A 15,239-nucleotide genomic window follows, 5' to 3' on the forward strand; every position below is an offset into this window, starting at 1 on the left:
TTTCTTTAGTATTTCAACCAAATGTTTTTGTGCCTTAAAAAAACAACTTCCTGCGCCTTTTCAAACACTTCCCAATCAAATTAAAATGTTGTTGTATCTGGATCGGCCGCCAAGCCGGCAACCCCACGTAAGCCGTCAATTTTTTGCATATCGGCGGCAGTGATCTCAAAATCAAACAACTTCGTATTTGCTTCAATTCGTTCGGCGTGAACGGATTTGGGCAACGGTAAAAATCCATGTTGTAATGACCACCGTAGAACCAACTGAGCAACACTCTTACCATATTTTTTCGCTAATTCCTTTAATTCGGGGACGGTAAATATCTTACCAGTACCAAGCGGACTGTACGCCTCAGATAAAATATGATGTGCATTATTATACGCAACAACCTCAGGTTCAAGATCACTTGGATTTAAGAAAATTTGGTTGACTTGGGGAACAACCGTCGCTGTCTTCAAGAGTGCATCAATATGCTTAGGTCGAAAATTGGAAACGCCGATTGCGCGTAACTTACCGGCCTTTTGCGCTTCTTCCATCGCACGCCATGAACCAGCATTATCTGCCTCCCAATTAGCACGGGATGCAATTGGATTTGGCCAGTGAATTAAATATAAATCTAAATAATCTAATCCAAGATTCTGTAACGATGTCTCAATGGCAGCCTTAGTTTTATCGTAACCATGGACATCGTTCGTTAATTTAGTCGTTACCCATAAATCTTCGCGCTTAACACCACTTTCGCGGATACCAGCACCAACGCTCTTCTCGTTACCATAAGCAAAGGCTGTATCAATGTGCCGATAACCGGCCTTAATAGCAGTTTTAACCGATTGGCGGGCAACATCACCATCTGGCGTCTGCCAAGTACCAAATCCAACAATTGGAATTTGTGTCCCGTTATTTAACGTATAAGTATCCGTTAATTTAGTTAATTGTGTCATACTCAACCTCCTATTTTTAGCTCATCCGTAAAGTATTTCAGAAACGGCCAGTAATTTTTATTTCCCCACTAAGCTTCTAAAATTACTTAGTTTCCACTTCCATTAAAGTCATTCCAATTCACCTAGTCAAGTCATTTGGTAAAAATTATTGCCAACTATACCAATGAACTTGTCGAGTTACTCGTTGTAAGACAAAAAAGAATAATGGAACGGTAAAAAACATCAAAATTCCCGTTAAAATATCGGCAGGCATTCCAACTAATGCTTGAACGGAGGCCCGCATTGGTGGCAACCCTAGATCAACACTACTTTCAATAAAATAACGAATAAAGCCAGTTACCATTTTGGTCAAGCCAGCGATAATACCGAGACTTACAACCACACCAGAAGTCAATTGATGGTGCATTAATTTAAAAGCAAGCGCAACGACACCAACTAACAAAACCACTTCTAAAACGGTTAGATAAGCGTGGTTGGCGTACCCATTCATTAAATCAAAAAGGCCGAGCCCAATTGCACCAGCCAGCATGGCATAACGCCAACCCAAAAATAGTGTTCCAAGTGCCACAAAAGTGAAACCAAGGTCTACAAACGGATGGCCTACTGGTGATGGCACGTGAAATTGAAACATTGCAAGAATATAATCAATAGCGGCAAACATTGCCGCTTGTGTGACTAAACGTAAATGATCGTGTTGCACGGACAACTCCCCCTTTTATAAAAGCAAAACAGATAACCAATTTAAAGTACCTCTAAAAATACTTGGCCAAGTAGTAAGTTCTTGGCCAGTAATCCCATCAGTTGCAGAACCTAGGAAGCACTTGAAAAAGTGGTTAGATTTTACTCCCATAAGTTACTCCTTAGTATAAACTGCCCCTTTTCTTGAACAAGTACCAATCAACCGGAAAAAAAGCAGTCCAAAAAAGTGTTGCCCAAGGGATCATTAATTCCCTTTGTGACAACACTTTTGCCGAGCAATAACTTATTGTGACATTTTCACGTCTAATTTTTTAATTCTAATGGTCGATTAGGTCGATCGGTCTCCCCTTTAACTGGGAAAACCTTATCTGGATTCAAAATGTGTTTCGGGTCAAAGGCATCCTTAATTCGATCTAATAAGGCAACGCGATCGGCACCATAAAATGCAGCAAAATACGGTTCCCGCGCATAACCAATACCGTGTTCACCGGACATCTCACCACCAATATTCTTCGCAACTTGATATAATTTTCGAATGACAATATCTACTTTAACCGCAAAATCGGCCGCCGAATAATTATCCTGACAAATATAAATATGCAAGTTACCATCACCTGCGTGCCCAAAATTAGGCATCCGAACCTGATCGGTCTCTTCTATCTGGTGCACTTGTTCCAAAACGGCCGCAATTTTACTACGGGGCACAACAATATCAACTTCATCCATTGCTGGCGTAGTCGCCTGAATTGCCGTCAGTAATTGATTTCGTGCTTCCCACACTAGTGCCGCCTGATCAGCCGTATTCATTAAGACTGGCGCCTTCGCACCAGCGTTTTTGGCAATCTCCAGTGCTCGTTCGTAATCAGCCTGAACGGCGTCTTTATTACTACCATCAAACGTCAATAATAAATAGCCGCCTCCGCTATGATCAACAAACTGCTTTTCGGCGTATTTTTCCCAATAACCTATTTCACGGCTACCAAAGAATTCAATTCCTGTTGGTATAATTCCGGCCTCTAGAAATTTGGGAACAACCTTAATTGCTGTCTCAACTGAATCAAATGGTAATAAAACATCAATCGTGATTACTGGTCGCGGAATCAAGCGTAAAACAAGCTCGGTTATTACGGCTAAAGTTCCTTCACTACCTACAATAAGGTCCTTTAAATCATATCCCGAACTATTCTTTACCGTTTTTCCGCCTAGCTGTAGACTCGTACCATCGGCCAAAATAACTTTTATTCCGCGTACATAATCGCGGGTGGTTCCGTATTTAACTGCTCGCATCCCACCAGCATTAGTGCTAGCATTGCCGCCAATAGTTGCCCACTTCATTGCTGGGGCCGGCACATAAATAAACCGTTTATCCGCCAAATATTCGTTAATATCACGAATCCGTAGGCCATTTTGAACCGTTATGGTTAAATTCTCTGGATCGTATTCAAGTACTTGGTTCATTTTTATCATATCAAGTGCAATTCCGTGTTCAATTGCAACGTTAGCACCCATCAAACCAGTTGCGTTTCCCCGAACTGTTACTGGAATTGTATGCACATTAGCGTACGCCATGATTTTTGCAACCTCATCATCATTTATTGGTTGCACCGCAACATCAGGCAAACTACGGACAGATTTCATTTGATCGTGATCATAATGAACCGTCGCTGGATAAATGACGCGATCGGCACCAACAATCTTGGTTAATGCCGCAACGTCTACTTCAGTCACTTTATTATAGGCCATGATTATGTCTCCTTTTTTGTATTCGCTTACATTAGCATTCTAGCATGACTTTTCAAAATTACCTACTAATTTTACTTGCACGCTATTTTTATTCAAAGCAACGATCAATCAGATAAAAATTTCGCATAAAAAAGCTGAAGTTAAAGTGTTACTTTAACTTCAGCCGCAATTATTATTATAAAGTTTTTAATTTACCTCGAAAATCAGCAATGCTGTCGTATCCTTTTGCCGCCATAATTCGCGTTAATTCCTGGCTTAAGCGGTTGAAAATTTTTGGCCCTTCAAAACCAAGTTGGGTCCCAACTTGAACCATACTGGCACCGCACAAGATATGTTCAAAAATGTCCATCCCATTCTGCACGCCACCAGTCCCGATGATCGCTATCCCAGGATTCAAGCGCTGAGCCAAAGCCCGAACGTTGGCCAAAGCAGTTGGCTTGATGTATGCACCACCGATTCCACCAAAACCGCCTTTCGGCTTAATTAAAACGGTTTCCGACTCTGGATCGATCATCAACCCATTACCAACGCTATTAATCGAATTAACAAAAGCAAGTGGATATTGATTTAAGATCGCCGTGATTTGATCAAAGTGCATCAAGTCAAAGTAAGGTGGTAACTTAACACCTAATGGCTTTTTAAAGAAGGCAAAAACCGCCGTCAAATAGCGCTCTACTGCATCAAAGTCATAGCCTACTTGGGGCTTGCCCGGTACATTGGGACAAGAAAGGTTTAATTCCGTTAACCCAGCAAACGCAGACTCTTGAATCTGCTTTAACATACTCAAGTCATCTTCAAGCGTGGTACCAGCGATTGACATAAAATTCGTTTGCTGGGGATGGCTCTTCTGCTCTTCCAACAAAAAGTTCAAGTAGTAGTCAAAGCCGTGATTCGGTAGCCCCATTGAATTAATACAGCCATATTGGAGGCCACGCATCCGAGGTTCTGGATTACCATCACGGGGTTGTGGCGTTGCACTCTTCGTAACTAGCGAGCCAGCTCGTGAATCCCGCAAACCAGCCAAATCAGTCACCGTTGCGCACCGAATTCCCGCTGCGTTCATCATGCAATTATCAAATTTGTACCCTGCTAAAGTTGTTTTTAAAGTTGTCATTAAAAAGTTCAGCTCCCTGTCTGATCTTATTTTTAGTTCACGTTACTTTAACGTATTTTAGGTTGTTCGTCAACTCACAAGCTCAATTAATTCCGTCTCGGATAATCAAAATCAGCAGTATGACGCGTTAATCAGAGTCCTAAAATTTATTCTGGTGCTAGGCCTTTTTCTAAAAAATGAATGACTTGTGGTGCTTCCTCGTCTGGAGAATTAACCTGCTTTGGAAAAGTTATTTGTTTAACTAAATAACCACCGATGCTTGAAATTGTATATTGAAAAATCAATTTAATTGGCCAATCCACAATTAAATTTTTTTGCTGCAGTGCTTTAACACTATGTGCATATTGATTGGTTAAGACCGCCTGCATTGCACTAACAATTTGATTACGAATCGAAGTATTATAGATAGCCTCTCCAACAAGGATCTTAATGGTGGCCAAATTATCATTAACAAAAGCAAGCCGATTAGTAACAACGTCCGAAATAAAGGCGTGCAAAGTTGTGTATTCTTTAGCCAACGTTGTTTCCGAAAATTCAGCAACCGTTTCGGCTAGTACAGTACTGGTCAGCGGTGATAAAACTGCACTTAATAGTGCATCCTTAGTCTTAAACCGTTTATAAACGGTGCCTTCCGCAACTCCGGCAGCCTGAGCTATGTCGGCGGTACTCGTATCATGGAATCCCTTTGCGGCAAATAGCTTTAAACTAGCCTGTAGAATATCTTTCTGTTTCTTCGGTAAGGTTGGATCATTATTTAAATTTTGTTGGTATAGCGCGAATGTTTTTGAAATTGCCAAGATGTAAACTCCCTTCTAAAGTGAGTCGTTATTCACTAACAAAGTTAGCGTAATTTTAGAAACTTGTCAATTTCAAAAAACAATTGACAACTGTATGAAAATGAGCAAGAATGACTTTATGAGTGAGTGAGTAGTTCCTCACTAAACAAAATTATCTAAAAAAGAAGGCCTTGTTATGTCATCTACTGCAGAACCAATAATAGTTAAGCAAGTAGCCAAAAGTTATACCAGTGGTCAACCTGTTTTGAAGAACATCAGCTTAACCCTCCACCCCGGAGAAATTCTAGGCCTAATTGGGCCATCTGGTGCTGGAAAAACAACTTTGATTAAAGCTATTTTAGGTATGGAAGCTATCGATCGCGGGGAAATTAAAATTTTTGGAACAACCATGCCGAACCGAAAGATTATGGCCCGAATTGGTTACATGGCACAAAGTGATGCTCTTTATGAAGAGCTAACTGCACGGGAAAATTTACAATTCTTTGGTCAACTAATGGCAGTTCCTAAAAACCAACTGGAACAGGCAATCCAACACGCCTCGGCAGTTGTTAATTTGGATCACGTTTTGGATCGCCGAGTTAGTGCATACTCCGGCGGGATGAAACGGCGCCTATCCGTCGCAATAGCGCTCATTCAGTCACCTGATCTCTTAATTCTGGACGAGCCAACAGTGGGAATTGATCCCGAACTTAGAGAACAAATCTGGCAGGAACTGGAAGCTCAAAAGAAGGCCGCTAAATCAATTATCATTACAACCCACGTTATGGCAGACGCGGAGCAGTGTGATTATTTAATGCTCATTAGGAACGGTTTGGCCATTACTCAAGGAACGCCAGCAGCGCTCAAAAGGCAGTTTGACGTCACAACAATTGATGATGTTTTTCTAAAGGCAGGGAGGCTTCAAGATGCGAATAATCGCGTTGGTTAATCGAATTTTAAAACAAATGCGCCGCTCACCACGGACAATTATATTAATGTTTGTTGCTCCCCTATTTATCCTCACCCTAATGTACTTGCTACTGAGCACAAACAATACAGTTAAAACGCGTGTCGGTATTTATCAAGTTAACGACACAATTGTGACTAACCTTAAAAGTAATAAATTAACGCTCAAATCATTCAATAACAAAAATAAGTTGCAGGCCAAAATGAAACAACATGATCTAGATGCCTTTATCACCGTTTCAGGCAAGAAGATCGACGTCACTTACCAAAACAGTGATCTCAGCAAAACCGCCTACGTCAAAAACACGCTACGGGCTGGTTTAATGAAAATGAACACCAAGGCGTTAATTAATGTGACCAAGGCCCAGCGTGACGTTATTACGCGACAACAACAGGCCTTACTAGTGCTCACCAAGCAGCAGCCACCAGCACAAAAAGTACCAAGTAAACCAACCAACTATCAGATTAGTAATCACTATCTGTATTCGAATGGCAGTGCAACCTTCTTTGATCAAGCACTTCCGGCACTCATTGCCTTCTTTGTCTTTTTCTTTGTTTTCTTGATTTCCGGCATTTCATTATTAAGCGAACGAACTTCAGGTACTTTGAGTCGCTTGCTAGCAACACCAATTAAGCGGAATGAGATTATTTACGGTTATTTATGCGGCTACGGTATTTTCGCCGTTATCCAAACTTTTATTATTGTCTTTTTCACCGTTTATATTCTAAAAATACAACTAGTTGGCAGTATTTGGTTAGTCCTATTAACCAATATTTTGGTCGCGTTAATCGCGTTAGCAATGGGAATCTTTGCCTCAACCTTTGCTCAGAATGAGTTTCAAATGATGCAGTTCATTCCACTTTTAGTCATTCCGCAAGTCTTCTTTTCCGGATTAATTCCAATTGACGGCATGGCCCACTGGCTCCAAGCCATTGCACATATTATGCCCCTTTACTACGCTGGCACTAGCCTTCAAAACGTCATTACAAAGGGCTACACATTCAGTGACATTGGTTTGAACCTGCTAATTTTGCTGGGCTTCGCAATTCTCTTCATCTGGCTTAATATTCGGGGTATGCGTCGTTTCCGTAAGGTCTAACCGCTAAAATTGAACCCAATGATTAAAGCATGCTATCATAAAAGTAAGCGGAAGGAGGCCCACGAATGCTAAATTTATTAACTGACGAGCAGTACACGCTCGCCGAAGAAATTATTTTTGATCGTGTCAGTATTGAATATCGCCGGCAGTTAACCGAGAAAGGTCAGTTTTTTCTTGCTGAAAGCAGCGATGAAACCCAACCCGATTCGCAGCTATTCACTGATATTACCGAGGAAATCCTGCGTAAATGTTTTAAAAAGGATGATGATGCGGCAATCGAACCAGATTACCACGATGAACAACTTCAAATTCACCACTTAATCAGCCACTTTTTGAACAGTTTCACTAACCATTTAGTTCAAGTTGACCAAGAAAACAACGCAACCAGTTACTACACCAATGATTTCACGGTTAGAACAGTCGCCGCCTACGATCGTAAATATCATCTAAATTAAAAAATAACAACTTAAATTGGCCCTAAATTCAGTCGGATTAACTGAATTTAGGGCCAATTTTAAGTTGTATTTTAAAGTGCACTCAACTTTTGTGTGATGTGCCAACCTACAACCCACTTTTACTAGTGTTTTCCCACGTAGGCCTGTAGCTTAGTAACTGCTTTTTGTAGATTTTCCATACTAGCAGCGTAACTAATTCGAACGTAGCCTTCCCCACCAGGACCAAAGGAAATTCCGGGAATTAGTGCTAACTTTTCAGTTTTGGCCAAATCACGAACAAAATCCCAGGACTTTTGCGGACAATTAGCGGGAATTTTAGCAAATAAATAAAAGGCGCCATCTGGTCGTGCCATTTTAAAGCCCAACGGTTGCAACGCAGAGATCAAATAATCACGCCGCTTCTTATACTCTACAGCCATAATGGCACTATCACTCTGGCCATGTTTAACGGCCTCTAAAGCTGCTGCCTGCACCATTGTCGTCGGCGCTGTTACCATGTACTGGTGTGCCTTAACCATCTGTTCAACAAAATTCGTTGGCGCCAGCACAAAGCCTAAGCGCCAGCCGGTCATGGCGTGTGATTTAGAAAGGCCGTTCACCATAATAACTTGATCAGGAATATAGCTGGCCAGTGATGTGTGTGGTTCAGAATAAGATAATTCGCCATAAATCTCATCACTCAGCACCCAAAGTTGGTGGGCCTTAATTACCTTGGCTAGCCCTGCTAACTCGGCTGAACTATAAGTAACGCCAGTCGGATTACTTGGATAATTTAAAACTAACGCCTTAACGGTTTTGTCGCCCTGAGCCTGAATCGCTGCTTCCAGACGCTGCGGCGTTAAAACAAAACCATCTGCACTAGTATCAATGAAAACAGGTGTAGCGTGATTGAGCTGGGTATCGGGTATATAAATTGGAAAAATTGGTGTTGGAATCAAGACAACATCATCTGGATTCAATAAGGTCTGTAATGCAGCCGCAATGCCTTCAGTTGCCCCCACCGTTGTAATCACATTTTCGCCTGAATAATTTAATTTAAATTTAGCATTATAGTATTCAGCGGCTGCCTGGCGTAATTCTGGTGTGCCTGGATTAGGCGTATAATGGGATTCATTATTTTCAATTGCCTTAATTCCAGCCTGCTTAACGTGTTCAGGCGTATTAAAATCTGGTTCACCTAAAGTTAGTTTCAACATTCCTGGAATCTGGCTAACTTCATTATCAAACTGGCGAATATCTGAAACTGCAATTGACTTGACCACTTCATTAAAATCTTCGCGCAAAATTTTCTCCCCACTTTCAAAGCTAATTCTAATTTAATTATACCTGTTCAGCAGAAATTTTTCATTTATTCCATTATTAATCGGAATGTCAGAAACTACGTAAACTTTTTGTGCAGCAGCGACAACTATTATTTGAATAAGTTAAAAAGTGTCTTCAGTTGCATAATGTAACTTTTAGTATTACAGTTAATTTGAAATCAAATTGAAGGGAAGTTTTTTTATGAGCAACGTTTTAATTTTAGGTGCCGCAGGTAAAATTGCACGTTTAGCAACCCAATTATTTTTAGATCGTACTGATGACAAGTTAACCCTTTATTTGCGTCGTGCCAACCGTTTAACGGCCACTGATGAGCAACGGGAAAAGCTGATCGACGGTGATACCATTGATGAAGCCAAATTGACTGCGGCCGTAAAAGGACAAGACGTTGTTTACGCCAACCTTGCTGGCGCCAATATTGAAGCTCAGGCCAAAAGTGTCGTTAAGGCAATGGATGCCGCTAACATTAAACGGCTAATTTGGATTTCGACACTCGGTATTTACGATGAAGTTCCGGGTAAATTCGGCCAATGGAACCACCAAATGCTTGACGGTGGTTACCTCGAAACCTACGCTGCCGCAGCCAAAGTCATCGAAGCTTCCGATCTAGATTACACAATCGTTCGCCCAGCCTGGTTAACTAATACAGACGAAATCGACTATGAATTAACTCAAAAAGGTGAGCCATTTAAAGGTACTGAGGTATCCCGGAAGAGCATTGCCGACCTTGTCGTTAAATTAACCCAAGACCCAACGCAAGAAGTTCACCACTCAATTGGCGTTAACAAAGCAAATACCGATGGTGCCAAACCTGCTTGGTATTAAAATTTAATTTAGTTAATTCAAAAAAGAGTTCAACCAAAAAGTAGATCACGGTTGAACCCTTTTTCTATACTTGTCCTTTTTAATCGGCTAAAATGATGCTTAGTATTGTTTGTTAGCCTTTAGATACTTAAATTTACCGATTGCTTTTTTCTTTTACGTTCTGGTACCAATTGATTTCTGCCTGTTGCACCTGCAATTTGTGTGTTAACAGCTCCGCGGCCAAACCAGCTGTTGGTGCCTCCTTGATTGCGACTGCTAGTACTAAACAATCGGCCTTCAACTGACTAATATGTTGCGTTAGTGCCGCTTGCAAAACAGTTGGTTCAATTTGGTCGGCAAATAGCAAACCAACCTTTGATGGTGATTGGCCCTTGTCTGGTTGTTTCAAATACTGGACGCTTAAGGCCGCAAAGGTTTGTTTACCCTGTGCTGTAATCTGGTAACTTGTTTTGCTGACAAAGGCATTTTTAGTCGGTGAGTAAGCAACAACTTCGATATCACCTGCTGCCTCTAATGCATCTACGTTGTAATAAAACGAACCCTTTGTTACTGTAATAAACGCATCGTAGTGGCGCTTCTTAACTAACTGCAATAATTCGTACGGGTAACTAATACCATTTTGGGCCAGTAGACCCAAGATTAATAACTTAATCATTTTTCACAACTCCTTAAGCCGGAAGCGTTTGGCAAAGTGTTTAGATTCCAAGGATTGGCCACAGGAATCTGCCTTTCCAAACACGACCTATGTGTAAAGTCTATGTTAAGTTTAATCAAACCTAAACACAAGCTTGAATTCGCTTCGTTGATATTAAACTGTAATCCTTTAAAAAAAACTTAGGTATGGTTAACTTTAATCCAATAACTATTGACTTTTTTCAAAAAAAGCTTATGATAATAGTCGCAGTAAGTGAGTAATCAATTGCTTACTTTCGATTGAAGGCCTAGGAGAAGGCACTCAATTCTAAGCCAATAGAAAAGAGGGAAACATTTTGAAAAATAAAGAAAAATCGGCATCAACTGAACCGAAGAAACACGAAAAGATTTTTGATTCGACTAGTTCAAATCAGCAGTCTTTATCTGAGGTTAACGGGAGTATTGACGTTCCTGAAAATGCAGGTTACTGGCGAACCTTACTCGCTTACACAGGGCCTGGTGCGCTAGTCGCCGTTGGTTATATGGATCCCGGTAACTGGATTACATCAATCGCCGGTGGTGCACAATTCAAGTACGTATTGATCAGCGTCATTTTACTTTCTAGTTTAATTGCGATGTTGTTACAGGCAATGGCCGCTCGGTTAGGCATTGTAACTGGGCGCGATCTTGCGCAATTAACCCGTGAGCGAACTTCAAAACCAGTCGGAATCATACTTTGGATCATTACTGAGTTAGCCATTATGGCGACTGATATTGCGGAGATCATTGGGTCAGCGATTGCTATCGAATTACTCTTTGGCTTTCCGCTGATCGTCGGTATTATCATCACCGGTTTTGACGTTTTAATCTTGCTATTATTAATGAAAATGGGCTTCCGCAAAATCGAAGCCATTGTTGCGACATTAGTTGCAGTTATTCTCTTTGTTTTCTTATATGAAGTTATTCTGGCTCAGCCAAACGTCCCAGAAATCTTCCGCGGCTTTATCCCGACCACCCAGATTGTAACGAATAAATCAATGTTGTATTTAGCACTTGGTATTGTTGGAGCGACAGTTATGCCCCATAACTTATACCTTGGTTCGTCAATTTCGCAAACACGGCACATTGACCGCAAAAACGAAAAACACGTTGCTAAATCAATTCGTTTCACGGTTGCTGATTCAAATATTCAGCTAACCGTCGCTTTCGTTGTTAACTGTTTGCTCTTAATCCTTGGCGCTGCTTTATTCTATGGCACACACAGTGATCTCGGACGCTTCGTTGATCTATACCACGCACTTGGTGATAAAAAAATCGTTGGTGCAATTGCCAGTCCTGTGCTCAGCATGCTATTCGCTGTTGCGCTGCTATCTTCTGGTCAAAGTTCAACGATTACTGGTACACTCTCAGGGCAAATCATTATGGAAGGCTTCATTCATTTGAAGATGCCACTTTGGGCACAACGTTTAATCACCCGGCTACTTTCAATTACGCCAGTTTTAATCTTTGCCATTTACTATCATGGTAATGAGGCCAAAATTGAAAACCTCCTGACTTTCTCGCAGGTTTTCCTTAGTGTTGCGCTACCGTTTGCGATGGTTCCCCTAGTTATGTTCACCAGTAATAAAGAACTAATGGGACCCTTCGCCAACCGCCCCTGGGTTAAATGGACCGCTTGGATAATCGCTGTTGTCCTGATTGTTCTAAACATTTATTTAATCCTTCAAACACTTGGCGTTGTGGCTTAACATTTGAAATTTGATAATAATAAGCACCACTAAAAAATGAGGTTACGGCAGAATTCACTTTTGTCGTAACCCCATTTTTTTGGCTCTTTGTCAAATGGTGTTGAAGGATAGTTTCTATCCTTTGGAGATCTCCTCGTGTGGGAGATCTTTTTTGTTTTTTTATTAGTTGCGGCGTTTAATCTGGTGTGTCGTCTGAATATCGTACTTGAAGGCATAACAAATAAGCCTACCATCGTGACGTTATTGTGGTAGATAATCTAGGCAATCAGCTGGTAGACGCGTGTGAACATATTGGCCTGATTGGAGAAGCCATAACAAGCACGTTTGAGCTCCTTGATCTTACGGTTGATGCCTTCTATCGGTCCGTTAGAGTAGGACGATTTGGCGGCATTAATTACTCCATTAAGATTCTTTCGTAGGGTATGTATGGCCGTATCTAGGGGCGTGCCGTTAGGCTGATAGTTAGTGATGATATTCTTGAGTTCATCAGCGTGACGCCCCATCAAAGCATCGTGGAGATCGATGTAGGTTTCATAAGCTGTTTTGAAGGCCGGAAACGTATCGGTTCCAATATCAATAGCGTTCTGTTCGGTCGAGTACTCATTCAGGCCGAAGAGGTAGCGGCTCTTTTGTGCGTCAGGGGTGGCCTTGTGGAATAGGCGCCATAGTGATTTCAGTACTTTATATTCCCGCGAATGCTTGTCGAGTTGCTTTAAACATTGAGTGCGAATGGTATCCATCGTCCGGCCCATTAATTGAATAATGTGGAACCGATCAATAATGAGTTCGGCGTTAGGGAATAGTTCGTGCACGAATGCCTGATAGGAGGCGTTCATGTCCATGATGACGCGTTGAACCGCGGCCCGTTCTGCGGTGCTGTACTGACTAAGAAAGAACTGTTTGATGGTTCTATTAAGGCGGTCGCTAAGTACTTTAACTGATTTGTGAGTGTCGGCGTCAATGCAAATAAACGACATGGAGCCGTGCGTGGAACGGAATTCATCAAAGCATAGATTAATCGGTAACCGGCGGCTCGCGTGTGGATGAATATTAGCCGTCAAAATACGCTGAACTGAGTTTGTCGAAATACCGGTGAGACTGGCGATAGTCTTAGCCGGGAGTGATTTACTGGCTAGCTTCAGCACATGAGTCGCTAGTCCGTGACCGATGGCGTGGTTGGTTGATACCACTGGAGTGGTGGCCGTACAAGTGCTATGGCAGTTACTACAACGCCAGCGTTGCTTGTTTAGCTCTAGAATTACGGGCCGGTCCATGGGTCCTGAAATGTGGACATGAGTGAGCTTGTGTCCGTTAGGGTGCAACGTATTGTATCCACAGCTGGGACAGCGCCTGAGTGTGTAGGTAAGCTCTGCCTGGATGACCAAATACTTTTTGCGACCCGAGCCCCGACCATTAAATTCCTCACGAGTACCGAACACCTGAATGTTTGTGTCTGTAATTCCCAGTAATTTAAGTGTATTATCTAGTTGAGACATCTATTCCTACCCCGCTTATCTTGAGTTTCGTCGCTTAAAGCATAGCACTAGGGAGGCTTAGATGCTTTTTTTGTTATCAAAAAGGGCCTAGTACTTTTGGAATGGAAATACTTTCCAACACCAAAAATTCTAGACCCATTTTTTTATTCATTTACCTGCGTTAAAACTTGATCAATGACATCAAATACTCCCGCGGAATTATTATCCAAATTAGTCACAAAACTAGCCTGTGCCTTTAACTCTGGCCGCGCATTTTTCATCGCATAGCCGTAGTGAGCATGCTGCAACATTTCCGCATCATTTAGATTATCACCAAAGGCCATCACCTGATTAGGATTCAGCTGCCAATAGTCTTCTAACAACGCCAGCGCCGTTCCTTTATTAACCACCGTCGGAATAATATCAATACTGCCAAAGCCACTTGGTGTTGCCTGAAACTCAGTCGGCAAAATCTGCTTTAAATACCGGGCGTTCGGTGCTACCTTGGCGTGTTCACTAATCAAATTTACCTTATATATTTCATCTTGAACGGCGGCCAGATCTGAAACAAATTTGATATTACTGAAGTAATACTGCATCTCCGGATCATCGCTTAGACGGTCGCCCTTTTCCATGTAGTTACCATTACGGCCAGATAAATTAATCGAACTATCCGCGAACGCAGGATCATGCGTTAAACGCTGGAGAACCATCGTTAGTTGTGGCTGTGGCAATGGTTCAGCATCGATCACTTGATTACGGTGCATAATAAGGCCACCATTTTCGGAAATAAAGGTGTTAACCGGCGATTTTTCTTTAAAAATATCTTGTAAATGGTGGTATTGATTGCCACTCGCCACGACGAAATGAATACCAAACTGTTGCATTTGCTTTAATTGTTGATTAAAACGTTCGACAGGATACTCGTTTTGATCATTTAAAAATGTGCCATCAATATCAGTTGCAATTAATTTAATCAAGAAAGCTCCTCCTAAATGTTTTAAGGATTATTTTACGTTAGCACCGTAAAATCTTAGTTACGGAGGATGTCCATTCTCCTTGCGCGAACTACGCGTACTCGAAACATGGCTCCTCCTAAATTCTCTAAGGGCTATTTTATGTTACCACCCAAACTATTTCTTTAACCAGTATTATTAAAGCGATTACAAATAAGTAAAAAATAAAAAATGCCCACCCAAAAAGATAGACATCTAACGTACTTATTTGCTTTCTTGTGCTTCCCGTTCTTTTAAGAAGTCCAAAACAGCTTTTGTGCTTTTAGCCTTTTTATCACGGTTCTTATGGTTTGTTGGGCGGCGGTTATTACCGACACCAGTATGGTTATTTTGTGCCATTCTGCAACCCTCCTCTCACAATCTTCTAAACTACCTCACTATTAGCAAGACAATAACTGCTCCTATCATATCAATTTAATTCGGCTTTG

Annotated in this window: 15 protein-coding genes; 5 read left to right on the forward strand and 10 right to left on the reverse strand. The window is 41.5% G+C overall.

All coding sequences use genetic code 11. From position 1 onward, the window contains the following. Window positions 1–80 precede the first annotated feature (80 nt). From EKM61_RS03215 to EKM61_RS03235, 5 genes are all read right to left on the reverse strand, one after another. Window positions 81–941 carry an aldo/keto reductase gene (locus EKM61_RS03215; protein WP_068225701.1) on the reverse strand — a complete coding sequence of 287 codons (861 nt, stop codon included), beginning with the start codon at window positions 939–941 and terminating at the stop codon, window positions 81–83. Window positions 942–1,086: 145 nt separating this feature from the next. Beyond that, window positions 1,087–1,641, reverse strand: coding sequence for an ECF transporter S component (locus tag EKM61_RS03220; protein ID WP_068225702.1), 555 nt, complete (start codon window positions 1,639–1,641; stop codon window positions 1,087–1,089). A 302-nt stretch (window positions 1,642–1,943) separates the two neighbouring features. Then, entirely contained in the window at window positions 1,944–3,383 is a 1,440-nt protein-coding gene (locus EKM61_RS03225; protein WP_068225703.1) for an FAD-binding oxidoreductase, read from the reverse strand. A 175-nt stretch (window positions 3,384–3,558) separates the two neighbouring features. Continuing rightward, the gene (locus tag EKM61_RS03230; RefSeq protein ID WP_068225704.1) at window positions 3,559–4,497 is read right to left on the reverse strand and encodes a dihydroorotate oxidase; all 939 of its coding nucleotides are present in this window, start codon (window positions 4,495–4,497) and stop codon (window positions 3,559–3,561) included. A gap of 146 nt (window positions 4,498–4,643) precedes the next feature. Next, window positions 4,644–5,294, reverse strand: a complete 651-nt coding sequence (locus tag EKM61_RS03235) for a TetR/AcrR family transcriptional regulator (RefSeq protein WP_068225705.1) — start codon at window positions 5,292–5,294, stop codon at window positions 4,644–4,646. Between the two features lie 175 nt (window positions 5,295–5,469). Between EKM61_RS03235 and EKM61_RS03240 the strand changes: the two genes are divergently transcribed. The 3 genes from EKM61_RS03240 (at window position 5,470) to EKM61_RS03250 (ending at window position 7,794) form a co-directional block, all read left to right on the forward strand. Next, window positions 5,470–6,222, forward strand: a complete 753-nt coding sequence (locus EKM61_RS03240; RefSeq protein WP_068225706.1) for an ABC transporter ATP-binding protein — start codon at window positions 5,470–5,472, stop codon at window positions 6,220–6,222. Next, window positions 6,200–7,339 carry an ABC transporter permease gene (locus tag EKM61_RS03245; protein ID WP_068225707.1) on the forward strand — a complete coding sequence of 380 codons (1,140 nt, stop codon included), beginning with the start codon at window positions 6,200–6,202 and terminating at the stop codon, window positions 7,337–7,339. The genes EKM61_RS03240 and EKM61_RS03245 overlap by 23 nt, the downstream gene beginning before the upstream one ends. Before the next feature lie 65 nt (window positions 7,340–7,404). Next, on the forward strand, window positions 7,405–7,794 hold the full coding sequence (locus tag EKM61_RS03250) for a hypothetical protein (protein ID WP_068225708.1): 390 nt from the start codon (window positions 7,405–7,407) through the stop codon (window positions 7,792–7,794). A 122-nt stretch (window positions 7,795–7,916) separates the two neighbouring features. Here the strand turns inward: EKM61_RS03250 and EKM61_RS03255 are convergent, their stop codons facing one another. Continuing rightward, window positions 7,917–9,077: a pyridoxal phosphate-dependent aminotransferase gene (locus tag EKM61_RS03255; protein ID WP_068225709.1), complete on the reverse strand. Its 1,161-nt coding sequence runs from the start codon at window positions 9,075–9,077 to the stop codon at window positions 7,917–7,919. A gap of 220 nt (window positions 9,078–9,297) precedes the next feature. Here EKM61_RS03255 and EKM61_RS03260 point away from each other — a divergent pair, with 220 nt between their 5' ends. Next, window positions 9,298–9,939, forward strand: a complete 642-nt coding sequence (locus tag EKM61_RS03260; protein WP_068225710.1) for an SDR family oxidoreductase — start codon at window positions 9,298–9,300, stop codon at window positions 9,937–9,939. 133 nt (window positions 9,940–10,072) lie between these two features. Here EKM61_RS03260 and EKM61_RS03265 read toward each other — a convergent pair whose 3' ends face one another. Then, on the reverse strand, window positions 10,073–10,594 hold the full coding sequence (locus EKM61_RS03265) for a PadR family transcriptional regulator (RefSeq protein ID WP_068225711.1): 522 nt from the start codon (window positions 10,592–10,594) through the stop codon (window positions 10,073–10,075). A gap of 385 nt (window positions 10,595–10,979) precedes the next feature. Between EKM61_RS03265 and EKM61_RS03270 the strand changes: the two genes are divergently transcribed. Beyond that, the gene (locus tag EKM61_RS03270; RefSeq protein WP_404802798.1) at window positions 10,980–12,320 is read left to right on the forward strand and encodes an Nramp family divalent metal transporter; all 1,341 of its coding nucleotides are present in this window, start codon (window positions 10,980–10,982) and stop codon (window positions 12,318–12,320) included. A gap of 257 nt (window positions 12,321–12,577) precedes the next feature. Here the strand turns inward: EKM61_RS03270 and EKM61_RS03280 are convergent, their stop codons facing one another. The 3 genes from EKM61_RS03280 to EKM61_RS12275 all read right to left on the reverse strand — a co-directional run bounded on the left by EKM61_RS03280 (window position 12,578) and on the right by EKM61_RS12275 (window position 15,150). After that, the gene (locus tag EKM61_RS03280) at window positions 12,578–13,816 is read right to left on the reverse strand and encodes an ISL3-like element IS1165 family transposase (RefSeq protein ID WP_068377104.1); all 1,239 of its coding nucleotides are present in this window, start codon (window positions 13,814–13,816) and stop codon (window positions 12,578–12,580) included. Window positions 13,817–13,959: 143 nt separating this feature from the next. Then, the gene (locus tag EKM61_RS03285; protein WP_068225712.1) at window positions 13,960–14,775 is read right to left on the reverse strand and encodes a Cof-type HAD-IIB family hydrolase; all 816 of its coding nucleotides are present in this window, start codon (window positions 14,773–14,775) and stop codon (window positions 13,960–13,962) included. Between the two features lie 240 nt (window positions 14,776–15,015). After that, window positions 15,016–15,150, reverse strand: a complete 135-nt coding sequence (locus tag EKM61_RS12275) for a hypothetical protein (protein ID WP_257749635.1) — start codon at window positions 15,148–15,150, stop codon at window positions 15,016–15,018. Window positions 15,151–15,239 lie beyond the last annotated feature (89 nt).

Origin of the sequence: Loigolactobacillus backii (genome assembly GCF_003946275.1) — a bacterium.
Lineage (GTDB): Bacteria > Bacillota > Bacilli > Lactobacillales > Lactobacillaceae > Loigolactobacillus > Loigolactobacillus backii.

Coding starts and splice junctions, on each gene's coding strand:
- EKM61_RS03215 (WP_068225701.1), bottom strand. CDS start 941: ATGACACAATTAACTAAATTAACGGATACTTATACGTTAAATAACGGG.
- EKM61_RS03225 (WP_068225703.1), bottom strand. CDS start 3,383: ATGGCCTATAATAAAGTGACTGAAGTAGACGTTGCGGCATTAACCAAG.
- EKM61_RS03230 (WP_068225704.1), bottom strand. CDS start 4,497: ATGACAACTTTAAAAACAACTTTAGCAGGGTACAAATTTGATAATTGC.
- EKM61_RS03240 (WP_068225706.1), top strand. CDS start 5,470: ATGTCATCTACTGCAGAACCAATAATAGTTAAGCAAGTAGCCAAAAGT.
- EKM61_RS03245 (WP_068225707.1), top strand. CDS start 6,200: ATGCGAATAATCGCGTTGGTTAATCGAATTTTAAAACAAATGCGCCGC.
- EKM61_RS03250 (WP_068225708.1), top strand. CDS start 7,405: ATGCTAAATTTATTAACTGACGAGCAGTACACGCTCGCCGAAGAAATT.
- EKM61_RS03260 (WP_068225710.1), top strand. CDS start 9,298: ATGAGCAACGTTTTAATTTTAGGTGCCGCAGGTAAAATTGCACGTTTA.
- EKM61_RS03265 (WP_068225711.1), bottom strand. CDS start 10,594: ATGATTAAGTTATTAATCTTGGGTCTACTGGCCCAAAATGGTATTAGT.
- EKM61_RS03280 (WP_068377104.1), bottom strand. CDS start 13,816: ATGTCTCAACTAGATAATACACTTAAATTACTGGGAATTACAGACACA.
- EKM61_RS12275 (WP_257749635.1), bottom strand. CDS start 15,150: ATGGCACAAAATAACCATACTGGTGTCGGTAATAACCGCCGCCCAACA.